At 32.4% G+C, this 6213-nt stretch carries 3 protein-coding genes; all 3 read left to right on the top strand.

Annotation, left to right across the window (positions count from 1 at the left end):
* The first annotated feature begins 567 nt into the window (after positions 1 to 567).
* The 3 genes from CN514_RS08215 (at position 568) to CN514_RS08225 (ending at position 5770) form a co-directional block, all read left to right on the top strand.
* Positions 568 to 759 carry a hypothetical protein gene (locus CN514_RS08215; protein WP_098232182.1) on the top strand — a complete coding sequence of 64 codons (192 nt, stop codon included), beginning with the start codon at positions 568 to 570 and terminating at the stop codon, positions 757 to 759.
* Complete coding sequence (locus CN514_RS08220; RefSeq protein WP_098232183.1) at positions 756 to 1112, top strand: hypothetical protein; 357 nt, start codon at positions 756 to 758, stop codon at positions 1110 to 1112. The genes CN514_RS08215 and CN514_RS08220 overlap by 4 nt, the downstream gene beginning before the upstream one ends.
* 494 nt (positions 1113 to 1606) lie before the next feature.
* On the top strand, positions 1607 to 5770 hold the full coding sequence (locus CN514_RS08225; RefSeq protein ID WP_176525832.1) for a S8 family serine peptidase: 4164 nt from the start codon (positions 1607 to 1609) through the stop codon (positions 5768 to 5770).
* The last annotated feature ends 443 nt before the right edge of the window (positions 5771 to 6213 follow it).

Consider the following 6213-nt stretch of genomic DNA (forward strand, 5'->3'; position numbering starts at 1 on the left):
GGAAAAGTTTTAAAAAAAAATTTAAAATAATTTGGGAGCCAATTCTTTAGCCGGGCTTTTTTTTTTATGAAGATTTTCAATATAAAGCCATGCTTTTCAATTTTTAACTAAACCTACTATAAATTTTGTTTGATAGTAAATATATAAATTCTCCTTTTCTATTTATAGGTATTAATTCTCAAATCACCCATAAGTATCTCTAACTTGTTTTCAAAGTTGTTGAAACCGTTAAATTTGGTTTGTTTTAATAGGTATATTCTAGTTGGATAAAATAATTATCTCTAAATTTACTAGGTAAATAGTCATTCTTAATTCAGATGTTTATATAGTCTGAAATTCTTATTTTTGACACGATACTACAAACAAATAAATGCTAAATTTTGGTAAGATTTAATAGAATTCATTTTGTTGTTTACTATTTCAATTGATGTCAACAGCGAAAATGAGTAATAAAAATAAATTTGTGAAAATAATCAAAGTGTTACAGAGAATGTAAAAGTTATAAATTCTGAACTTGCTTTTGCAGTTACGTACAATGATGTTAACCAATTATTGAAGGATTCAGAATTGGCTGTTGAAGGGGGAGTATTGTCTATTGAGAATTATGTAAACATGGATAAAGCTACTGGTATTGGTAATCCATTAACAAAATTATTCTTTAAAGTTAATAATGTATTAAAGGGAGATTCCTCTTTAGAGGGTAAGAAAATAACAATATTGAGCAAGGTGGATATATTTCTGCAAAACAAAGTGGAATGAAGGATAAATTTCCTAATTTAACTGAAAAGGATTTAGACGAAACTTATTTGGTCATACCGGACGGTCATAGACCATCGGTAAAAGGTGATGAATTTGTTGCCTTTTTATCTAGCGACTCTTATTTTAATACGGGGTTTGATTTTTATGAATTTATAGCAGTATACCAATCAAAATTTGAATATGATAAAAAAAGTGAAGAATATATAAGACCCTCTGATGATTTTGCTGAAATGTTAAAAGAAGCTGATACATTTGATGAAAAAAAGGAAATTAAAGAGGAGATAAAAATTGAAAAAGAAATTAATGATAATGTAACTGAATTAGTGGAAGAAACGGTGAGGGAATTAAATTAGTTTATAAGAATTATACTTTCCAACTCTTTGACTAGATTTATCTAATGAGCAAATCTATGAAACTATACTTCAAAAAGAAGTATAGCTTTTTTTGATTTTTTAATAAAAAGTCCTGTATTTTGAAAAGAATTCCTACAAATCCCACAAATTTTAGCCAAAAAAATTTTACAAAAAACAACAAAAACCATCTTTTTGTAATTTTTTACCTTTTTATTTTGATAAATCAGCCGATATTAAAACTAGGTTAAAAAACTAAGGCTATTCTAATATTACTTAATAGACTAGTGTAAAAGGATAATGTTCTACTTTAAAAACTACTAAATGTTAGAGAAAATCATCGCGAAATAGAACAAGTTTTATTGGGATAAAATGTAATTTTTGTAGAAAAATGAAGATTAATTTCATCTAAAATTCCCCCAATACACTTTAAGAATTTGTCTGATTATAATAGTAATTGTAAGATTTTTCAGAAAAGTGCAAAAAGGAGAATGCAGATGATGAAGCAAAAAAACAAAAAAATTGTCAAAGTAATGACTGCTGGAGTAATCACCTCTAGCTTATTTTCAGCTAGTCTAATTTCTGGTCACAAAACATTCGCAGTAACAAACTCTACGGGCTCTAATGGTAGTATTAAGGATATTGATAGTTATATCAAAAATATATCCAAAGCTGATAGAGAAATGATTCACAGCATGCAGGAAAATAATAACGCTGAAGGGCTAAAGATCTCACCAGACGTAGATTTAAATGTAGATACTCCTTTAAATGTAATTGTTCAGTTTAAACAAGCTCCATCAGAAATTGATTTTAAAATCAATCAAAAGAGCGGCCTTAATGCTTCCATGCAGGAGTCAAGAGATAAGGTAGAGGAATCTCATAAAAAATTCAAAGAACAATTAAATGGAAATGGAAAATTAAAATCGATTGGTATAAAGAGAGAATACAAGAGTATCTTTAACGGTGTTGCAATGACACTACCTGCTAACGAAGTAAAAGAACTTTTAACATTAGATACGGTAAATGCTGTTTATGAAGATCGAGAAATTACGGTGGAACCTTTTGTAGAACAAAATGGTGAGCCGACAAACAATTCTTCGATCAAATTAAATAATATGGAACAAATCGGTGCTGAAAAACTACATAAAGAAGGTATCACTGGTAAAGGGATTAAAGTAGGTGTCATTGATACAGGGATCGATTATACCCATCCTGATATAAAAGATGTGTATAAGGGAGGATATGACTTAGTAAATAATGACTCAGATCCTATGGAGTCAACGTATGATGATTGGAAAAAATCTGGACAAGCTGAATTAAATCCAACTTCTGGTGAACCTTGGTATACTGCACATGGAACACATGTATCAGGTATTATTGCAGGAACAGGGAAAAATAAATCCGATTTTGCTATAACCGGCGTAGCTCCAGAAGTTGAACTTTATGGCTATAAAGTACTTGGACCATATGGTTCTGGATCATCGAATACAATACTTGCAGGAATTGAAAAAGCAGTAGAGGATAAGATGGATGTCATTAACCTATCTTTAGGTGCACCAGTTGCTAATCCGCTTGATCCATTGGCAGTTGCGATCAATAATGCTACTTTAGCTGGAACAGTTTGTGTTCTTGCTGCTGGCAATGCTGGACCTAACCAGTATACGATTGGTAGCCCAGCTTCATCAGCGCTTGGTATTACAGTTGGCGCAAGCAGCTCGCCAATTACGGTCCAAACTAGTAATGCAGTTGCAACTTCAGCAACTGAAACTGCTAAATTAGATAATATGAGAATGCTAGGTTCAGATTATACTAATCTCAATACCTTAAAGGGATCTAACCTTCCAATTGTTTATGTAGGTAAAGGTCAAGTTGCCGATTACAATGGTAAAAATGTTAAAGACAAGATTGTACTGATGGAGCGTGGCGATTTAACTTTAAATGTAAAAATTAAGAATGCAAAGGCAAATGGTGCCAAGGCCGTAATCATGTTCAATAATATCAATGGTGAAACTTATATACCATATTATTTCGGAAATAATTTTGACTTTATCCCAACTTTTAGTATACCAAATGATCAAGGTACAAAACTTGTCAATATGCTATCTAAAGGTAATGTTAACGTAACGATGAATGATTTTGGATCTTTTGATACTGAAGGGGATAAATTGGCTGACTTTAGTTCAAAGGGACCAGCAAGAAGATATTATGATATTAAACCAGAGGTCACTGCACCTGGAGTGGCAGTATTTTCTTCAATCCCTGCTTACTACAATGGAGTAGCACATAAAGATGACTACGAACATGCGTATGCGAGATTTGATGGTACTTCGATGGCTGCACCACATGTAACAGGTTCTGCTGCTTTAATTTTACAAGCTCATCCTAACTATACTCCTGAGCAAGTTAAGTTAGCATTAATGAATACAGCAGATGCCTTAAACGGGTCATATAGTGTTTTTGAAGAAGGATCTGGAAGAATTGATGCAGATGAAGCTGTACACTCCTCAATTCAAATTGGTGTAAAGGATGAAGCACCAACGCTTGATGAAAATGGCAATAAAATGATGATCCCAGAGACATCTGGCGACCTAAGCTATGGCGCTATTGTATCAACAGATGAGGATTATACAGACAAGAAGACGATTGAACTGACAAACAACTCAGATAAAGATAAAGTGTTTGATGTAAAAGTTCAATTTAATAATGTTAGTAGTTACGATAAGGACGCAGTAAAAAATGGGATTTCTTTAGAAGTACCATCTGAAGTTAGAGCTAAAGTTCATGGTATGTCAAAAATTAAACCGATACTTACTGTTCCAAAAACAGCAGAATTAGGCATTTATGAAGGGTACATTACTTTTACGAACAAAGAAGACAGCAATGAGGTCTACCAAATTCCATTTGGATTAAATAAAATGGAACAAGGAATTAAAGATGTTTTACTAACAACAAAAGCTTTTAATACAAGAAGAGATTTACCGTTCCCAATCTCTGGATCTACTGGAATTGCATTCTCTCTAAATAGTCGCATGGAAACAGTTGATATCATTTTAAAGAATTCGGATACTGGTGAGCAATTAGGGATGATCGACGCATTTGATGGTGGATTTAATGAAGGAATGACATTCGGTTTAGATGGTGGATTTAACGGTCTTTATTTCCCGTTCACAGGAAATCCAGACCAACCAGTCCATGTCACAAGAGCACTTGCTCCTCCAGGAAGATATGAGATTGAAATTGTTGGAACAAACGATGAAGGAAAAGTATTTAAAAAGTCACAGCAAGTTGTCATTGATAATACACTACCAACAATGAAAATGAATATACCAGGTGGAGTATACGAAGTTGATGATTCCGGTCTAAAAATTAGCGGTAATATTTCAGATTCAAGTATTGATCAAATTAACAAAAACGGTGATAATATTGACCAATCAAAAAATAAAGTTAAAGTAACAGGTGCACAAAACCCTATTGGTAATGTACCATTAGTCGTTGATAGCAATGGAAACTTTGAATACACAAGAAAAATCCAAGCAGAGAAAAACTTCTCAACAATGACTTTATTAGGTCAAGACATTGCAACGAACGGTATACAAAATCACCCAAGTCAAACATACACATTAGTTAAAAATGGACAACCATATATCAAATTAACAACTGACAAATTTGACGCAAAATACGGTGATACTGTTAAAGTAACATTAAGTGAACATAATATTAAAAACTTAATGGGTGGTGAGTTTACACTTACTTATCCTAAAGATGTATTTGAATACCAAAGCACAGAAATTAGTAGTGAATATGTTAATGCAGTAAAAGCTTTAGGGTTAACAGCGAACCTAACCGCTCAAGATCAAAAAACCGATACATCTAATAACTGGCTTAAATTAACGACAAGTTTAGATGGCCCTACTCCTACAACAGGGATTAATGCTAATATGCCAGTGGCTACGATTACTTTAAAAGTAAAAGATAAGCCAAGCTTATATACAAAATGGGTTCAACAATTAGGGTTCCAAACTGCGAAAGCGAACATTTTAGGTCAACCACAAATGACGATTAACAACAAATTTGGACAAGGTGTTAATATTATTCCATCTTATTCAATTCTTGAAGGTGGATTCCTACCTGATGGATTTATTCCAAGTAATTCAATTTGGTTAGATTCAAAGAAGGATTACTCAAAAGTAGGAGCAGAAGTATACATTATTGGCGGTACAGATGGAAAACGTTATGATGCAACCATCAACAGTGCTGCTAGATTCTCAGTACCAAATTTACCATTACTAGATCAATCATACGAAATTGTTATCAAAATACCAGGACATTTCGAAAGACATGTAAATGTTAATGAAATGGTAGATTCATACGATAAAATGGATGCTGGAAAATTAAAATATTTCTACTACGCAATTATGAAAGCTGGAGATGTTAACAATGATAATGTTGTTGATATAATGGATGCCGTTTACATCACTAGCAAACTAAATACAAATGATCGAAATGCAGATATTAATTTCGATGGAATAGTTGATTACAAAGATCTTGATTTTGTTAAGAGAAACTATTTAATGCAAAACCCTGATGTATCTGGAAAAATCAAACCGGTTACAAAATATAAAGGGAAAACGATTGATGATTACATTAAACCATTAGGATAAATTGTATTTTGTGTATTTTGGCCACTAGCTTTTATGCTGGTGGTGTTTTTTGTGGGACCTGTTTTTAAGTGAAAGACAAAAATGCGTTCATGGGTTATTAAAATGCAAAAATAGATTTCTCTAAAGGGTTTATAAGTAAGTATAATAGCGAGAAGATGAGATAGGTTACTCATAAGACATTCATGAGTAAGTAAAATAGCAAAAAGATGAAATATGGTTACTCATAACGCGTTTATGAGTATGTAAAATAGCAAAAAGATTAAATATAGTTACTCATAAGGAGTTCATGAGTAAGTAAAATAGCAAAAAAAAGAAATATGGTTACTCATAAGGCGTTCATGAGTAAGTAAAAGTAGCAAAAAAAGAAAATAGGTTACTCATAGGGCGTTCATGAGTAAGTAAAAGCACCAAAAAAAGAAAATAGGTTACTCATAAGGCGTTCA

The sequence above is a fragment of the Bacillus sp. AFS001701 genome (assembly GCF_002559405.1).
Lineage (GTDB): Bacteria > Bacillota > Bacilli > Bacillales > Bacillaceae_G > Gottfriedia.